The following is a 15462-nucleotide window of genomic DNA, read 5'->3' as shown; positions in this document are numbered from 1 at the left end:
GGGAATAATCCATAACGCTGCTCTATTCGGCAGCGACCAATCGATCGGGTGATTAATTAAACCAATGACGAGTTCGATTAGCAAACCAGACTAAACTTAGCATCACGGGTACTTCCACCAGCACGCCAACCACCGTTGCCAGCGCTGCGCCAGAATGTAACCCAAACAGAGCAATCGCCACCGCCACCGCTAATTCAAAGAAATTAGAAGTGCCGATCATGCATGCTGGCGCGGCAATATTATGTGGTAAATCGATTTTCTTAGCGGCGAAGTAAGCCAACGCAAAAATACCATAGGTTTGAATCAGTAGAGGAATCGCAATTAATACAATCGCTAACGGTTTAGAGAGAATGGTCTCGGCTTGAAAACCAAACAACAACACCACGGTTGCCAACAAACCAATTATCGACCAAGGTTTCATCTTTGCGGTAAAAGCGTTTAATCGGGAATGATCATTGCCTTTATCGAGTTTTTTCCGCGTATAAATCCCAGCCAATAATGGGATCAATACATAAAGTGCCACCGAGAGTAATAACGTGTCCCAAGGGACGGTGATGTCGGTCATCCCCAGCAAAAGCCCTGCAATAGGCGCAAAAGCGAAAATCATGATCACATTGTTTACCGACACCTGAACTAAGGTATAGTTTGCATCACCTTTGGTTAATTGACTCCACACAAACACCATCGCCGTACAAGGTGCAACACCCAGTAAAATCATGCCAGCAATGTATTCATTGGCGGTTTGTGGATCGACCCAGTTCGCAAAAAATACCTTAAAGAACAACCAACCTAAAAATGCCATGGTGAACGGTTTAATCAGCCAGTTGATCACCAAAGTCAGTACCAGACCTTTGGGCTTTTTGCCGACATCTTTAATCGAAGAAAAATCAATTTGCACCATCATTGGGTAAATCATTAACCAAATCAGCACCGCGATAACAATATTCACCTGCGCATATTCAAAGCGAGCAAATATCGCAAAGACATCCGGCGCTATTGAGCCAAGCGTAATACCAGCAATGATCGCTAGCCCCACCCAAACGGATAAGTAGCGCTCAAATAATCCCATGTTTTCTCTCCTAGACATTTTCGATTGATAAAATTTCAATAGCTAAAAATAACGCATCATCGGTGATTGGCTTAGCCATTATTGAGATGATGCGCGAATACGTATTGATTCTCACTGGTGAGCAGAGTGCGCCATTTGACTCAGCGCTTCAATACCGACTGGTTCATTGACCAACATCGGTACTAAGGCAATACGTTGGGCGTAATCCTTAACCTGTTTTATTTGCTGGCATTCTTGTTGCGCCCGTTGCTGGAGCAGTGGAGACTGAATAGTCGCGACCGACAAGGCATTATTGACTATCCATCCCCAAGGATGAATGCCGGCTCTGACTAAATCGTCTTGTAAATGTTTGGCTTCTAAGACGGGAGTGGTTTCAGCCAATGTCGCAATCAATACCTTGGTTCTTTTCGGATCTTGCAACTGCATTAACGGAGTAGTGAAACGCTGATTATCACCCATTTTTTTGGCAATTTCTTTATGATAAGCGCCTGTCGCATCGAGGAGCAATAACGTATGTCCCGTCGGGGCCGTATCCATCACCACAAAGCGCTGCGCGGAATCGCGAATCGCTCGAGAAAAAGCCTGAAACGTGGCAATTTCTTCCGTGCAAGGAGAACGGAGATCTTCTTCTAACAAGGCTTTTTCTGCGGCTGATAGGTTTTTGCCTTTCGTCGCTAAGACATGCTGACGATAACGTTCGGTCTCTTCTCGTGGGTCAATGCGACTGACTTGTAGATTAGGTCGCTCACCTTGTAAGGTCGCTTGTAAGTGAGCGGCCGGATCGGAGGTAGTGAGATGAACATCGAAACCTTTATTGGCTAGCCCAACCGCAATCGACGCGGCTAAGGTAGTTTTACCCACTCCGCCTTTCCCCATCAGCATAATTAAACCATGTTTATCCTCGGCAATATCATCAATCATATTGGCCAAAGTTGGCGACTCAAGCTTGATTTGGCTGATTTGAGTGGGCATCGTCTCCAGAATAGACTCCGTTTGTAACAGGGAAGCTAATGCCTTAATACCGACCATATTATCCGCTTTAAGATCAATGGTATCTGTGCTCAAACCTTGTAAAATCTCAGGCAATGCTTGTAGTGCCGCTTGCTCTCGTTGTCTGATGGATGCCGCCAGAGGATCCTGACGCGCGGCGGACTCCGGCATTCGCCCATTGACCACTAAACACTGCTGCTTAATACCCAGCGAATACAGCTCTTGGTAGGTACGCGCAACCTCTTCTAATGCACTGCGCTGCGCTCTGGCGACTAAAATTAAGCGCGTTTGCTTGGCATCAGCAAGCATACTCACCGCATGAGCATATTGCTCACGCTGTTTTTCTAACCCCGCCATCGGTCCCAAACAGGAGGCACCCTCGGGATTAGCTTCAATAAAACTGCTCCACGCGCCGGGCAATTGCAGCAAACGGATCGTATGGCCTGTCGGCGCGGTATCAAACACAATGTGATCAAAACGTTGCGCAAGCTCTGGATTGGTCAGCAAGTCGGTAAATTCATCAAAAGCAGCGATTTCTGTTGTACAAGCCCCAGATAGCTGCTCTTCAATACTGCGTAATGCATCACTAGGCAATAGGCCTTGCAATGGTCCGACAATGCGCTGACGATATTGCTCAGCCGCTTGCTGTGGATCTATTTCAATGGCGGATAAGTGTTCAATTTGTGTGATCGCGGTGATTTGATTACCAATCACTTGATTAAAGACTTGAGCCACATTAGAAGCGGGATCGGTACTCACTAACAACACCCGCTTACCTTGCTCAACTAAATGCAGCGCAGTGGCACAAGAAATTGATGTTTTGCCGACCCCACCTTTACCGGTAAAAAACAGATAAGGGGGTAAATCATTTAGAAATTTCATCGCCTTCTCCTAACAACAGCCGGGTGATTGACAACCTTTACTTGAGTCGCTTTGACTAGTGAGCATCACTAAGTCAAACCATTGTGCTAGCTCGTCTCGGGTCGGATAACGTCCTGATAGCACTAATTGCTCATCAAGGATAAACGCGGGTAAATGCTCAACCCCTTGTTGCTCAAGTAAGGTTTTGATTTGTGGCTGGGTAGCAAATGCCATCGGATCATGGGCCAAATTAAAACGTTTTATCGTTACATCTTGTTGTTTTAACCAATCCAGATCAGCTGAAAACTGGATTAACACTTGATCAGCATCGACGCCACACACTCCGCTACTGCAACACAGAGCGGGATCATAAATATGTAAGCTGTTCTTTTTGGCCGTTAAGCGATTAATTTTCATCGGTAGATTAACCTTATTAGCAACAAACGATCCGAATCATGAGTGGCGCTGCTAGGCTAAGAATTGAGCGCTATCACATTCGATTTTTCAGATATATGGTAAATCATATATCTTATTTTGCGCTCGTCAAGCACAACATGTTGAAGTCGTAATCAAGCTAGCAAAGTGAAGTGTTGCAGAAACATCGATGAATGGAAAACGTAAAAATGGCACCTTACTTGCCTCTTGATGGGGGTCAGGAGCGGGCGTAAATAAGGTGCCATGCGGTTATTCAGTTAGATTTACTGTTTATCTCTTGTTGCCATTGGCATAGTTGGATCAAAGCGAATAGCGCTTGCTTTTCTGAACGAGATTGGCATACCGCTAAGCGTTGTAAGTAGTATTCTGTTAATGGCTGCGGGTGAACAACAGACCCCGTTTCAATAGGTTTGCTTGAGCGAGCAACAGCTGATGTGGTTGGCATTATGGTATCCTCTTCTGGCTTGGGATATCTTTAGTATGCTAGATTTAAGGAAAAGAAAAACTGACAGGATAATTTATTTTACATCCTTATTTAAAAATAAATCGAATGACTCATTGACACCGTCAATACACAATGGACTGAAAAAGCCCATGAAAGTTTTAAATAGACCATAAGATGGCTCTTAATGGAAAACGATCTATCATTACCCCCTTAAATAGGGAGCAAAAATTTAAAAAGGAAACCTATTTTGTCTATCCTTAATTTATATCGTTATTACTTACGCTTCGATGGTTATAGGATAGAACAACCCATCAGTGCTACGTTAGAGGAGGTTGCCAATCGATTATGCAGTAGCCCGCGCTATACGCGTGTCTTGCTACAACAAATGCAGCAACAAGGCTGGCTCTCGTGGCAGCCTAAGGTTGGCCGAAATAAGCGCTCAACGCTGTGTTTATTGCAAGATCCTGAGCGGCTCAAAGAACATCTAGCCAGTGACTGTCTTTTGCGTGGACAGTATGACAAAGCCTTGGATCTGTTAGAGCAAGATGAACAGGTTTTTGCTCGGCTATTACAGCAAACATCCGGGGCTTCAATGCATGAAGGGCGCTTACATATCCAATTGACCTATCGCCGCCCCTTTCAAGCTCTGCTGCCCCATCATCCACAACGTAACAGTGAACGCTTTTTAGTGCGACAGATTTACGCTTGCTTGGTCCGTTGTGATGCTGACGGACAAGTACATCCGGAACTGGCTCACCATTGGCATTATGATGCTGAGAATTATCAGTGGCGCTTTTATTTACGCCCAGATCTAACGTTTCATGACGGACAAATGATCGATGCGCAAAGTATTGTCGAGCTCTTTTCACACTTAAAATCCTTACCGAATTATCAGCATGAACTTGCTCATTTAAAACGCATTAGTGCCCCGCATCCGCGGGAAATACTGTTTGAATTCACCGTCCCTGATCAAAGCTTTGCAGGTCTGATTAGCGGTGTCAGTTATTCTATTCAACCGGTTAAACAGCTTCAGCAGTCCAACTCCAACGTGATCGGCAGTGGTGCATTCAAAGTTTATACTCATACCGATAAGCAATTAGTACTGCATGCTTTCAATCGATACTATGGTTGCCGTTCATTATGCGATCAGATTACTATCTGGCTATTCGACCAAGATGTAACAACTGCAACCGACGCCATTCCTCACGCTGGCCGAAGCTGCCAATATTACGTATCGGCAGAATCCCCGAACATTGAAAACCAACAAATTAATCAATTCTCTCGCCAAGAAGAGGGGGCGATTTTTTTATTAAATAATCACCACGCTAACCTACCGCTCGACGACCAACAACGCCAATGGTTACTTAGCTTGCTTGAGTCAAACTGGTTATTGAGCGATATAGCGCACTCAAACCTCACTCCCGCGGATCATTTATTGCCTTGTTGGACCAAGTTATCTCGATTCCCCGCCACTCAGTGCCCATTACCGACATCAATGACGATGGCCGTATACAACTACGTGACATTGATTGAGTGTGCTGAAGCGATAGCTAAGCGGTTGGCTGATCACGGTATTCAAGTCATCATCCACAGTTACGACTATCAAACCTTGCAACAAAAAGCAGCACAGGGAACTCTCAATGAAACCCTAATCTTGAGCAGTATTAACTTAGATGATAATCGTCATACCAGTGCCTATCAGTTTCTTTACAGTAACCCGCTGCTTCACCATGCGCTGGATGATGTGGCCAGTAAATGGCTACGTCAATCGTTAGCGGATATACGTGCAAACGTCTGTATAGAGCAGTACCTTGTGGTATTAGAGCCTTTGGTAGCAACTTTGATCCATCATGGTGTTTTGCAACCACTCTATCACGAGCAACAAGTGCTACGTTTCCACGATTTAATTAAAAATGTTGCTTTAACCACCTGGGGGTGGCCTGAATTAAAGCAGGTCTGGACTAGCCGTTAGACGATTAGCCCAACGTCTGATGATTGACCTTGGGCTATTCGATTAGCGTGTTTGAGGGTAATATTTTTTCTTCATCCGTAGCGCGACGTTGACTAAAGCAATCAGCACAGGCACTTCGACTAATGGCCCTATCACGCCCGCGAATGCTTGATCTGAGTTTAAACCAAAAACAGCAATAGAAACGGCGATAGCGAGTTCAAAGTTATTACCCGATGAAGTGAAAGCAATTGAAGTATTTTGATCGTACGGGATACCTAATTTTTTACCCACGAAAAAACTAACAAAAAACATCACCAAAAAATAGATAACTAATGGAATAGCAATACGAATCACATCCATCGGTAACTGGATGATCATTTCACCTTTTAAACTGAACATTAAAACAATGGTTGCTAATAGCGCAATTAAGGTTATCGGTGAGATACGTGGAATAAAGACTTCATTATACCAACGCTCGCCTTTAGCCGCGACCAACCACTTGCGGCTCAGAAAACCCGCTAAAAATGGAATACCTAAATAAATCAAGACACTTTCTGCGATATCCAACATCGTAATATCAACAGCAAAACTATCAAGACCAAAATAAGGCGGTAATACAGTAATGAAAAGCCACGCCATAAAACTATAAGTAACGATTTGGAAAAGGCTATTTAACGCTACCAAAGCAGCACCATACTCTTTATTACCACCACTAATATCGTTCCACACTAATACCATGGCAATACAACGCGCTAAACCAATTAAAATTAATCCGACCATGTAACCGGGATAGTCACGTAAAAAGAAGAGAGCTAAAGCAAACATTAAAACCGGCCCAACAATCCAGTTCATCACCAAAGATAAAGTAATCGCACGCTTATCACGCGTCACTTCACCTAATAATCGATAATTTACTTTCGCCAATGGCGGATACATCATTAAAATTAAACCTATCGCTAGAGGGATATTGGTTGAACCGACGGACATGCTTTCATTCCACTGGGCAACTTGTGGAAATAAAAATCCCACCGCGACACCAAACCCCATAGCGAGGAAAATCCACAGCGTTAAATAACGGTCTAAAAAACTCATTTTTTTAGCAGCAGGCGTCTCTGCACAAGTAAATACTTCGCTCATTATTTTAATCTCATTGTATTATTGATTCGTTTCTACTTTAACGACTTAACGCAGACGCGACATTAACTCGACTCAATCATAGAATTTATCTATCTCAGATTCAGGTGTTTGACGAGCTTACCGCTTATCTATAACGCTCAGTCTTTTCGATATCGTGAAATAAGCTCGTCAACTGATGCACGGTTGATGAGTAATGGTTTGACTCTCTTTTGCTATCAGTGATCGATTGTTTTCCATCGACATCATTAATACCTCACGCATCCAATTCGGTAATTGTGGATTAATTTGGTAATAGACCCATTTACCCCGCCGCTCATCAATCACCAAACCGTTTTTACGTAGCTCGGCTAAATGACGAGAGACTTTGGGTTGACTGAGAGAGAGTGCGGTCATTAAATCACACACGCACAGTTCTCGATGCCGACTTATTAGTAATAATGATTTAAGCCGAGTCTCTTCAGCTAATGATTTATAGAAGGTTAACGTATCGCACATAACAAACACATATGAAAAATCAGATGCGTTTGAAGTTAAGGCTTTCGAAGCAAAAAGTCAAAGATCAATGCTGTTTTTTTCCTTACTCATTGGCAAAAAGTAAAAAGCAAAACACCGTCTTAACGGTTTCCTTGGTTGACCTTCAGAACAGCAATGATTAAGATCACATTTCTAAATGGCCAATAGGAGATTCCGTGCATGTCACTTACGCCGCCCTAGAACAATGACCACCTCTCAATTCACACCTTTTATTTACCTATTTATAGAGAAAACAGATGTTACAGAATATTAAGCGCGATTGGTTATCCAACGTGCGAGGGGATGTTTTAGCTGGTTTAGTGGTTGCGCTAGCACTGATCCCAGAAGCAATTGCTTTTTCAATTATTGCTGGTGTTGACCCCAAAGTGGGTCTATATGCCTCTTTTAGTATGGCGGTGGTTATTGCCTTTACTGGCGGACGCCCGGGAATGATTTCTGCTGCAACGGGCGCTATGGCTCTATTAATGGTCACGCTGGTTAAAGAACACGGCCTAGAATATTTATTAGCGGCGACACTGCTCACTGGAGTATTACAAATTGCCGCCGGTTATCTAAAACTGGGGAATTTAATGCGCTTTGTATCGCGTTCAGTGGTCACCGGTTTTGTTAACGCCTTAGCAATTTTAATTTTTATGGCTCAGCTTCCAGAGCTAACCAATGTCACCTGGCATGTCTATGTGATGACTTTAGCTGGCTTAGGCATTATTTATCTTTTCCCTTATGTACCCGTCATTGGCAAAATGCTGCCTTCTCCGCTGGTATGTATTATCACCTTAACCATTATCGCTATTAGTTTTGGCATCGATATTCGTACCGTCGGTGACATGGGGGATTTACCCGATACACTGCCAATTTTCTTGTGGCCTGATGTACCGCTTAACCTAGAAACCTTACTGATCATCTTACCTTACTCTGCTGGCCTTGCTGTCGTCGGTTTGCTTGAATCGATGATGACCGCCACGATTGTTGATGATCTTACCGATACCGACAGCGATAAAAACCGCGAATGTAAAGGCCAAGGTGTGGCCAACATTGCCACTGGCTTTTTAGGTGGTATGGCTGGCTGTGCGATGATTGGTCAATCAATTATTAATGTTAAATCCGGTGGTCGAGGCCGTCTATCGACTTTTGTCGCGGGTATACTACTACTTATCATGGTGGTTTTTCTTAGTGATTGGTTAAGCTTGATCCCTATGGCAGCTCTAGTCGCCGTAATGATCATGGTCTCCATCGGCACCTTCTCTTGGAGCTCAATTAGAGATCTTAAATCGCATCCACTTTCGACCAATATTGTCATGATTTCGACTGTGATTGTGGTGGTCATGACCCACAATCTTGCGATTGGTGTTGGAGTTGGCGTGCTATTAGCTGCACTATTCTTTGCCAATAAAATTGGCCGCTTTATGGTTATCAAGAGCGACTTAGTAGAAAATGGCAGCCAGCGTACTTATCGTGTTGTTGGGCAAGTCTTTTTTGCCTCGTCAGATCAATTTATCAACTCATTCGACTTCAAAGAAGCATTGGATCATGTCACCATCGATCTCTCTGCAGCACATTTCTGGGATATTACTGCCGTCTCTTCCCTTGATAAAGTGGTGATTAAATTCCGCCGTGAAGGGGCTGAAGTAACATTAATCGGCATGAATGAAGCAACAGCCACCATTGTCGACAAGTTCGGTGTTCATAATAAACCCGAAGAAGTGGCAAAACTGATGGGCGGTCACTAAGGAGCAAAGCATGACAAATATTATTGCCTGTATCGATGGAGCGAGCTATTCACAGTCCGTGGCGGATCTGAGCGTTTGGACAGCGAAAACGTTGTCTGCGCCACTCACTCTACTGCATGTGCTCGATAAATCCGATCGAGAAATTGCCATTGAATTATCCGGAAACATTGGACTAGGCAGTCGTGAGCACTTACTACAAGAGCTGGTCGAGCTGGATGAAAAACGCGCCAAAGTAGCATTAAGACACGGAAAGGCCTTACTCAATGAGTTAGAAGCCAAAGCCCTTGAGTCTGGTTTTACTGATCTACAAAAACTGCAAAAACACGGTGACTTACTTGAAACTTTGTTGGACATGGAAAAAGATATCCGCGTCCTCGTGGTCGGCAAATCTGGTGAGGTGAACCAAAGCAATACTAAAGCCGTTGGTTCACAATTGGAAAGTGTGGTTCGCACCATTAAAAGTCATATTTTAGTCGCGACCGGGGACTTTGCAGCGCCGCAAAATTATTTGTTAGCGTTTGATGGCAGTGAAGTGAGCCAAAAGCTGGTTGAAAAAGCGATCAATACTCCGCTACTCAAAGGGCTGACTTGTCACTTAGTGATGGTCGAAGACTCAGATGAAAAAGCGACCGCGTTTGCTAACGCAGCGGAAAAGTTGCGTACTCATGGCGTCAATGTGGTGGAAGCCAGCTTAACCGGTGACGTGCACCGCGCGATTCTCGATTACCAACAGCATCATCAGTTGGGAATGATTGTGATGGGCGCTTATGGTCACTCAAAACTGCGTCAGTTTTTTGTAGGTAGCAACACCACAAAAATCATCATTGAATCCAACGTCCCGCTGCTTTTGATTCGTTAACTTTCAGTCGTACAACAAAAAGCCCTAACTCTCTGTTAGGGCTTTTTTTATCGAGAAGCAACGGTATTCTTTCGACTTTCGGTATATGCCGTTATTGGCTCTTTATTTGGCTTTTGCTTTTCTGGGTTCGCTCATTAATCCCTTAATCAGTGACACCGTCGCGACCAGTAAGACAATGGTAAACGGGAAACCAGTTGTGACCGCCATCGCCTGCGCTGCGGCTAACCCACCACCTAGCATTAATGCAATAGCGACTAAACCTTCAAAGGTACACCAGAAGATACGCTGTGGCGTCGGCGCATTCACTTTTCCGCCTGCTGCGATAGTATCAATCACCAATGACCCTGAATCTGAAGAGGTGATAAAGAAGACCACGACCAAAATGATGCCAATCACCGACGTAATACTCGCCAACGGCATGGCATCCAGCATCGCAAATAACTTAACGGGTAAATCAGCGCCCATCACTGCTTGATAACCATCATTAGCGTATTGGCTAATCGCTGTGCCACCAAAGGCTGTCATCCAAAATGCACAGACCGTCGATGGGATCAACAACACACAAACAATAAATTCGCGTACCGTACGACCACGCGATACTCGCGCAATAAACATACCGACAAATGGTGACCAAGAAATCCACCACGCCCAGTAAAACGCCGTCCAACCTTGTGAATAATTCACATCTTCGCGACCAAATGGCATGGCTAATTCAGGTAGGTATGTAACATAAGCAACAATATTATCGAAAAATCCCGTTAAAATCGCTAACGTCGGACCAACAACAACGATAAACAGCAGCAATAAGGCGGCTAGGCCCATATTGATTTCTGATAAACGTTTAACACCACTATCTAGCCCTGCAACGACTGAGATCAATGCTAACGCGGTGATCACAATGATCAATACCACTTGTGTAGTATCAGTTAAGGGGACATCGAATAAAAAGTTAAGTCCAGTCGCTGCTTGAGACGCTCCGTAGCCTAAGGAAGTGGCTAAACCGAACACGGTCGCTACCACCGCCAAAATATCGATCACATGCCCTGTCCAACCCCATACCCGCTCACCAAAGAGAGGATAAAAAATTGAACGCATTGTCAGTGGTAATCCCTTATTAAATGAGAAAATGGCTAACCCTAGTGCCAGTAATGCATAGATTGCCCATGGGTGCAGCGCCCAGTGGTAAATCGTTGCTGCCATACCTAATCGACGAGCCGCTTCGGTATCTCCCATTGCACCGCCCAGTGGCGCCCAATCGGTACGTAAGCCATCTTCTATGGCTGCGCCTGATAAGGAACTGCTAAAGTGTGACATGGGTTCTGACACACCAAAGAACACCAAACCAATCCCCATTCCTGCAGCAAATAGCATAGCTAGCCAACCAGCGTAAGAATAGTCGGGTACCGCGTCAGTGCCACCAATACGCACTCGGCCTAATGGCGATACCACCAAACCTAAACACACCAAGACAAAGATATTGGCCGATAGCATGAAAAACCAATCTAAATGCGAGGTCAGCCAACCACGCATATGTAAAAAGACAGGTTCTACTTGCTCGCGGAAAATCAAAGTCGTAAATACAAAAATAATGATTGCTAGCCCAGATACGGCGAACACTCGGTTATGAATGTCTAAGCCAAAAGGCCCAACCGATAACACCACATTATCTTGGCCAACGGTATAGTCCGTATCAATTGGGTTAACCTTACCACTTGGGCGCGGGATCCCACCGTTATCACTACTCACATTCCTCTCCTCTCACTACTGTGCCTTTTGATACTCCAAATCAAATAACAATACCGGCAACACTAGAGGTGATGAGAAGGGATTTCCCATCACCTCTGTTTATACCCTTTCGACTTGAAGCTGCAGCGGTGTTGGCTACCTGCAACTCCAAGTGGTTTGGGTATATATCGAAGAGGATGATCCGTTTATTTAGCCCATAGCGCGGCCAATGAACTTTCATTCGTACGATAAAGCCGGTAACTTGCCCAATAACTGACCATGCCAATCAAAAGATACGCCATGAGATTACCGATACCAACCTCATTGACTATATTGGACATGGTCGAAGCCGTGACTAATTTTAGCGGAAAATTAAAGATAGCGTTAAAGAAATCACTGATAAGGTAAGAATTAAACATCGCGATCGACAACCATTTTAAGGTAAAACCACCAATAAACATGACTAATAGTGGTGAATTAAACAGTTGTGACATAAGTAAAGTAAAACATGCTAATGGAATTAAACACAAACCGACTAGCCACATTAAGCCAATGTAACTCAAACCATGCTGCAATGCGTACCACAAAGAACGCTGAGCAAATAAAAATCCAAATCTTTCATTGGTTGCCATATTGAGCACCCAGAGGAAAATATCTGAAAAAACAACCAATAAAGAGCAGATAACAGGGATTAATAGTAGTCCAAAAGCCAGTTTCACCATATGGACCATGGTATTTGTGACCGGCATACTGCGCCAAAACATCGCGCTGCCTTCTTTTCGTTCTTTACGAAACGTTTTCGGAAAATATAAAGCGCTTAACATTAATGATACCAAGCCAATCATCATCGTAATGAATTGATTGAAGCTCTCAACGGCAGAACCATCAACATGGGCAAGCGTGTCAGAATATTCGACATCGAAAAATAGATTATTCCCAAGTGAAACATTCATTAATAAGCTAATGAATAATAATATTCCGCATGCTAATAAAAATAGAGGAATTCGGGTAACACTTTTATTTTCAATCAGCTCTTTTTCAATCATATATAGACTTGCATGCATTATGCTTTCTCCTTTTGTAGAGCAATAAATAAATCCGCTAATTTGATATTATGTACCGTTCCGAAAGCTTGTACTGTTTCTCGATGTTCTGCGGCCAGCAACCACTTGGTGGTGCCTAATCCGACTTGTGTACGTAACGGATTCAATTTTCCAATCTCGTCTGCGTAGCTAGAGTTGGCCTCTAATACACAATAATTCTGAGTTAGATTATCCATCGAATCTTGTAAAACAACGTTGCCTTGTTTTAAGATCAGCACATCGGTCAGCAAATGTTCAATTTCTGCTACTTCATGGCTAGCAATAATTAATGCTCGCTCACCATCATGAAACCACTCTAATAAATGACGATAAAAGGTTTCTCGATACATAAGATCAAGCCCTAATGTGGGCTCATCCAAAATCAGCACTTGGGTATCGGTTGCAATCACTAAGGCTAAATGGAGCTGAACTTTCATCCCTTTGGATAACGTGCGAATTTTACTCGATAAATCAATATTGGTTTCTGCTAACACTGAACGGGCCTTGGTTAACGAAAAGCTGGGATGAACGCCAGAGGTATAACGTAACAATTGCTTCACCGTCATCCAGTCCGGCAGCACATTGACATCGGAAATATAGGCCAGTATTTCCATGACCTGAGCATGATCAGCAATCGGATGAAGACCGTTAATCGCGATGTCACCTTGGTAGTAGTGGGCACCTAATAAAGCGTTAATTAGGGTCGATTTACCCGCACCATTATGACCCAACACGCCTAATACTTGCCCAGCATGAAGAGTAAAACTCACTTCATGCAGCGCCTCTGCTTGTTTAGCGTACTGTTTAGAAACCTGCTTTACTTCAACTAATGGATTCATTGTTCACCTTCAATATGCCGTTTTAATTGGCTAATAAAATCATCTAAGGGCATCTCTAGCACACGAAGTGTGTGGGCTATTTCTGGGATTTGCTGCTGCAAAAAATGCTGTTTCTGGCTGTTTTTTAACTGCTGAAGTGCACCTTTTATGACATACATTCCCTGACCCCTGCGCTTTTCAACCAGTCCTTCGTCAACCAGTAATTGATAACCTTTCATTACCGTTAAGTGATTAATTTTCAGTTCAGCCGCCACGGTTCTTACTGACGGTAAGGCCTGATCTTCTTGCCAAATCCCTTGTAAGATCTGTTCAATGATCTTGTCGGCTAACTGACGAAAAATGGGCTGGTTATCTTGCCACTCTGTCATATTTTTATACCGATATGGTGTTATACACAGATATAACAGTAAACCTAATGCGCCGTATTGGCAAACTCTTTTTACTCAATTATAAAAATAAGGGCGGGTTTAAACTCAAATAGTAAGAAGAAACCATGAGACGACTGCTTACAATTGAGCTCGATTTGAGGTTACTGATGGACTTGCGTTAGTGGGGAGCATTAGTATACTTTGCTCTCTGCAAGTAGGAATCATTTACAATGAAATCAAATAAAAACAAGAGTTTAATCAGTAATCTGTTACTGAACGTTATCATCCCTGTTGTTATTCTCAGTAAGATGAGTGGTGAAGATAATCTAGGGCCGACCTGGGCGCTGATCGTTGCCCTCGCCTTCCCATTGATTTTTGGTATCGTGAGTTTTATTCAAGAGAGAAAAATCAACTTTTACTCCGCTCTTGGTTTAATCAGTGTTCTGTTGACTGGTGGTATCGGTTTACTGCAATTAGATCCCGCCTACATTGCGATTAAAGAAGCGGCGATTCCAGGGATCATTTTTATTGGCATATTGATTAGCAATGCCATCGGATACCCGGTTGTCAAAAAGATGCTGCTTAACGATGATATTGTCGATAATGAAAAACTCAATCAAGCGTTAGAAAAATCCAACAATCACGCTGAATTTGAGAGCAAAATTAATATTTGCTCATACATCATTGCTTTTTCGTTTCTGGTTTCAACGGTATTAAACTATGTGCTTGCCAAATGGATAGTGACGAGCCCAGCAGGGACAGAAGCGTTTAATGAAGAGATCGGTAAGATGACCGCCCTCAGCTTTCCAGTCATTGCTTTACCCGTCACGATCATCATGATGGGAGCATTGTTCTACTTATTTAAAAGTATTTCGACCATTACCGGTAATAAGATTGAAGATTTTCTGCGCTAAACCGCCTACAGTGACAACATAAATAATAAAACCCACGGCTTGCGTGGGTTTTATTATTTATAGGCCAAAACCTGACTTATTGTTGCTGGCGAGCCAAGTGTTGAATTTTACCAACAATCGCTCTTAGTCCATTACCTCGAGTCGGGCTAATGTGACGCTCTAAATCTAACGTTTTGAAATAGCTATCGATATCAAACGCTAGGATCTCACTGGCGGTCTTATTGTGATAAGCCGCCAAGACAATCGCCAATAAGCCGTTAACGATGATCGCATCGCTATAAGCAAAAAGCTGTAAACGACCCTGCTCAATTTGAGTATGCAGCCATACTTGGCTCTGACACCCCGGTACTAGATCTTCATCTCGCCTTTGCTGATCATCAAACGGCGTTAATGCCTTGCCTAAATCGATGATGTATTGGTAGCGTTGCTCCCAATCGTCAAAAAAAGCCAAATCTTCGATGATCTCTTGGTCACTTGGTAGGTTCATTTTTAAGCTCTATATCCTTACGAATTGATACGACATCGA

General features: G+C 43.5%; 15 protein-coding genes. 4 read left to right on the top strand and 11 right to left on the bottom strand.

Features of this window, described 5'->3' with window-relative positions; translation table 11 throughout:
• Positions 1-52: 52 nt before the first annotated feature.
• From arsB (VIB_RS05700) to VIB_RS05685, 4 genes are all read right to left on the bottom strand, one after another.
• The gene (gene arsB / locus VIB_RS05700; protein WP_004395019.1) at positions 53-1069 is read right to left on the bottom strand and encodes an ACR3 family arsenite efflux transporter; all 1017 of its coding nucleotides are present in this window, start codon (positions 1067-1069) and stop codon (positions 53-55) included.
• 111 nt (positions 1070-1180) lie between these two features.
• A complete protein-coding gene (gene arsA / locus VIB_RS05695) occupies positions 1181-2941 on the bottom strand; it encodes an arsenical pump-driving ATPase (RefSeq protein ID WP_004395018.1) in 1761 nt (586 codons plus the stop codon).
• A 9-nt stretch (positions 2942-2950) separates the two neighbouring features.
• Positions 2951-3337: an arsenite efflux transporter metallochaperone ArsD gene (gene arsD, locus VIB_RS05690; RefSeq protein ID WP_040904225.1), complete on the bottom strand. Its 387-nt coding sequence runs from the start codon at positions 3335-3337 to the stop codon at positions 2951-2953.
• Positions 3338-3608: 271 nt separating this feature from the next.
• Positions 3609-3800 carry a hypothetical protein gene (locus tag VIB_RS05685; protein WP_004395017.1) on the bottom strand — a complete coding sequence of 64 codons (192 nt, stop codon included), beginning with the start codon at positions 3798-3800 and terminating at the stop codon, positions 3609-3611.
• Positions 3801-4047: 247 nt separating this feature from the next.
• Here VIB_RS05685 and VIB_RS05680 point away from each other — a divergent pair, with 247 nt between their 5' ends.
• On the top strand, positions 4048-5772 hold the full coding sequence (locus tag VIB_RS05680; protein ID WP_004395016.1) for an SgrR family transcriptional regulator: 1725 nt from the start codon (positions 4048-4050) through the stop codon (positions 5770-5772).
• A 42-nt stretch (positions 5773-5814) separates the two neighbouring features.
• Here the strand turns inward: VIB_RS05680 and arsB (VIB_RS05675) are convergent, their stop codons facing one another.
• Positions 5815-6888, bottom strand: a complete 1074-nt coding sequence (gene arsB / locus VIB_RS05675; protein WP_004395015.1) for an ACR3 family arsenite efflux transporter — start codon at positions 6886-6888, stop codon at positions 5815-5817.
• 168 nt (positions 6889-7056) lie between these two features.
• Positions 7057-7383: a metalloregulator ArsR/SmtB family transcription factor gene (locus tag VIB_RS05670; RefSeq protein ID WP_040904224.1), complete on the bottom strand. Its 327-nt coding sequence runs from the start codon at positions 7381-7383 to the stop codon at positions 7057-7059.
• A 275-nt stretch (positions 7384-7658) separates the two neighbouring features.
• On the opposite strand from VIB_RS05670, the gene VIB_RS05665 reads away from it, so the two are divergent.
• On the top strand, positions 7659-9149 hold the full coding sequence (locus VIB_RS05665) for a SulP family inorganic anion transporter (protein ID WP_004395014.1): 1491 nt from the start codon (positions 7659-7661) through the stop codon (positions 9147-9149).
• 10 nt (positions 9150-9159) lie between these two features.
• Complete coding sequence (locus VIB_RS05660; protein WP_040904223.1) at positions 9160-10008, top strand: universal stress protein; 849 nt, start codon at positions 9160-9162, stop codon at positions 10006-10008.
• Positions 10009-10110: 102 nt separating this feature from the next.
• Here the strand turns inward: VIB_RS05660 and VIB_RS05655 are convergent, their stop codons facing one another.
• The 4 genes from VIB_RS05655 to VIB_RS05640 all read right to left on the bottom strand — a co-directional run bounded on the left by VIB_RS05655 (position 10111) and on the right by VIB_RS05640 (position 14022).
• The gene (locus VIB_RS05655; RefSeq protein ID WP_004395012.1) at positions 10111-11754 is read right to left on the bottom strand and encodes a BCCT family transporter; all 1644 of its coding nucleotides are present in this window, start codon (positions 11752-11754) and stop codon (positions 10111-10113) included.
• Between the two features lie 185 nt (positions 11755-11939).
• A complete protein-coding gene (locus tag VIB_RS05650; protein ID WP_004395011.1) occupies positions 11940-12797 on the bottom strand; it encodes a hypothetical protein in 858 nt (285 codons plus the stop codon).
• On the bottom strand, positions 12797-13654 hold the full coding sequence (locus VIB_RS05645; RefSeq protein WP_004395010.1) for an ABC transporter ATP-binding protein: 858 nt from the start codon (positions 13652-13654) through the stop codon (positions 12797-12799). Before VIB_RS05645 ends, VIB_RS05650 begins: the two co-directional genes overlap by 1 nt.
• Complete coding sequence (locus VIB_RS05640) at positions 13651-14022, bottom strand: GntR family transcriptional regulator (protein WP_004395009.1); 372 nt, start codon at positions 14020-14022, stop codon at positions 13651-13653. The genes VIB_RS05645 and VIB_RS05640 overlap by 4 nt, the downstream gene beginning before the upstream one ends.
• Positions 14023-14252: 230 nt before the next feature.
• On the opposite strand from VIB_RS05640, the gene VIB_RS05635 reads away from it, so the two are divergent.
• Positions 14253-14936, top strand: coding sequence for a VC0807 family protein (locus VIB_RS05635; protein ID WP_004395008.1), 684 nt, complete (start codon positions 14253-14255; stop codon positions 14934-14936).
• A gap of 76 nt (positions 14937-15012) precedes the next feature.
• On the opposite strand, the gene VIB_RS05630 is transcribed toward VIB_RS05635, so the two are convergent.
• Positions 15013-15423: a SufE family protein gene (locus VIB_RS05630; protein WP_004395007.1), complete on the bottom strand. Its 411-nt coding sequence runs from the start codon at positions 15421-15423 to the stop codon at positions 15013-15015.
• Between the last annotated feature and the right edge of the window lie 39 nt (positions 15424-15462).

The organism is Vibrio metschnikovii CIP 69.14 (assembly GCF_000176155.1).
In the GTDB taxonomy this organism is placed as follows: domain Bacteria; phylum Pseudomonadota; class Gammaproteobacteria; order Enterobacterales; family Vibrionaceae; genus Vibrio; species Vibrio metschnikovii.
The sequence above is the reverse complement of the archived record's forward strand: the minus strand, read 5'-3'. Positions and strand labels throughout refer to the sequence as shown.

Bases quoted from the DNA above. Each gene is read 5' to 3' on its own strand.
- arsB (WP_004395019.1), bottom strand. From the start codon at position 1,069: ATGGGATTATTTGAGCGCTACTTATCCGTTTGGGTGGGGCTAGCGATC.
- arsA (WP_004395018.1), bottom strand. From the start codon at position 2,941: ATGAAATTTCTAAATGATTTACCCCCTTATCTGTTTTTTACCGGTAAA.
- arsD (WP_040904225.1), bottom strand. From the start codon at position 3,337: ATGAAAATTAATCGCTTAACGGCCAAAAAGAACAGCTTACATATTTAT.
- VIB_RS05685 (WP_004395017.1), bottom strand. From the start codon at position 3,800: ATGCCAACCACATCAGCTGTTGCTCGCTCAAGCAAACCTATTGAAACG.
- arsB (WP_004395015.1), bottom strand. From the start codon at position 6,888: ATGAGCGAAGTATTTACTTGTGCAGAGACGCCTGCTGCTAAAAAAATG.
- VIB_RS05670 (WP_040904224.1), bottom strand. From the start codon at position 7,383: ATGTGCGATACGTTAACCTTCTATAAATCATTAGCTGAAGAGACTCGG.
- VIB_RS05665 (WP_004395014.1), top strand. From the start codon at position 7,659: ATGTTACAGAATATTAAGCGCGATTGGTTATCCAACGTGCGAGGGGAT.
- VIB_RS05660 (WP_040904223.1), top strand. From the start codon at position 9,160: ATGACAAATATTATTGCCTGTATCGATGGAGCGAGCTATTCACAGTCC.
- VIB_RS05650 (WP_004395011.1), bottom strand. From the start codon at position 12,797: ATGCATGCAAGTCTATATATGATTGAAAAAGAGCTGATTGAAAATAAA.
- VIB_RS05645 (WP_004395010.1), bottom strand. From the start codon at position 13,654: ATGAATCCATTAGTTGAAGTAAAGCAGGTTTCTAAACAGTACGCTAAA.
- VIB_RS05640 (WP_004395009.1), bottom strand. From the start codon at position 14,022: ATGACAGAGTGGCAAGATAACCAGCCCATTTTTCGTCAGTTAGCCGAC.
- VIB_RS05635 (WP_004395008.1), top strand. From the start codon at position 14,253: ATGAAATCAAATAAAAACAAGAGTTTAATCAGTAATCTGTTACTGAAC.
- VIB_RS05630 (WP_004395007.1), bottom strand. From the start codon at position 15,423: ATGAACCTACCAAGTGACCAAGAGATCATCGAAGATTTGGCTTTTTTT.